The sequence below is a fragment of the Exobacillus caeni genome (assembly GCF_005747095.1).
GTDB classification, from domain to species: domain Bacteria; phylum Bacillota; class Bacilli; order Bacillales; family Guptibacillaceae; genus Exobacillus; species Exobacillus caeni.
Genome location: NZ_SWLG01000053.1, coordinates 1 through 548, shown reverse-complemented (window position 1 = coordinate 548; position 548 = coordinate 1). Strand labels below are relative to the sequence as shown.

The 548-nt window shown below is 46.9% G+C and carries 2 tRNA genes and 2 rRNA genes; all 4 read right to left on the bottom strand.

Annotation, left to right across the window (positions count from 1 at the left end):
* Positions 1 to 91: ribosomal RNA gene (locus FCL54_RS23720) — 23S ribosomal RNA — on the bottom strand; the annotation flags it as partial.
* A gap of 78 nt (positions 92 to 169) precedes the next feature.
* Positions 170 to 245 (bottom strand) — tRNA-Ala (locus FCL54_RS23715).
* A gap of 56 nt (positions 246 to 301) precedes the next feature.
* Positions 302 to 378, bottom strand: a tRNA-Ile gene (locus FCL54_RS23710).
* 114 nt (positions 379 to 492) lie between these two features.
* Positions 493 to 548 (bottom strand): 16S ribosomal RNA (locus FCL54_RS23705); the annotation flags it as partial.

The window sequence follows — 548 nt, the reverse complement described above, 5'->3', positions numbered from 1 at the left end:
TTACAGCTCCCCGAAGCATATCGGTGTTCGTCCCGTCCTTCATCGGCTCCTAGTGCCAAGGCATCCACCGTGCGCCCTTCGTAGCTTAACCTAATTAATCTACAAAAAAGCATTACTTTCTTTATTGGATGTCGTTGTCGTTATCTAGTTTTCAAGGTGCAAAAAATATTGGTGGAGCCTAGCGGGATCGAACCGCTGACCTCCTGCGTGCAAAGCAGGCGCTCTCCCAGCTGAGCTAAGGCCCCAATTTTAAAGTCTGCTAAAAATTATACTAACAATACTATTGTTAGTCAAGTGTTTATGGTGGGCCTGAGTGGACTCGAACCACCGACCTCACGCTTATCAGGCGTGCGCTCTAACCAGCTGAGCTACAGGCCCATAAACAAACAGACACAAAAAAATTTTCTTTTGAGAGATAGCCCTCTCAAAACTGAACAAAACAGCCTAAGCGATCTTTGTGATAGCTCTCTATCACGTCGTGTTACTCCATAGAAAGGAGGTGATCCAGCCGCACCTTCCGATACGGCTACCTTGTTACGACTTCACCC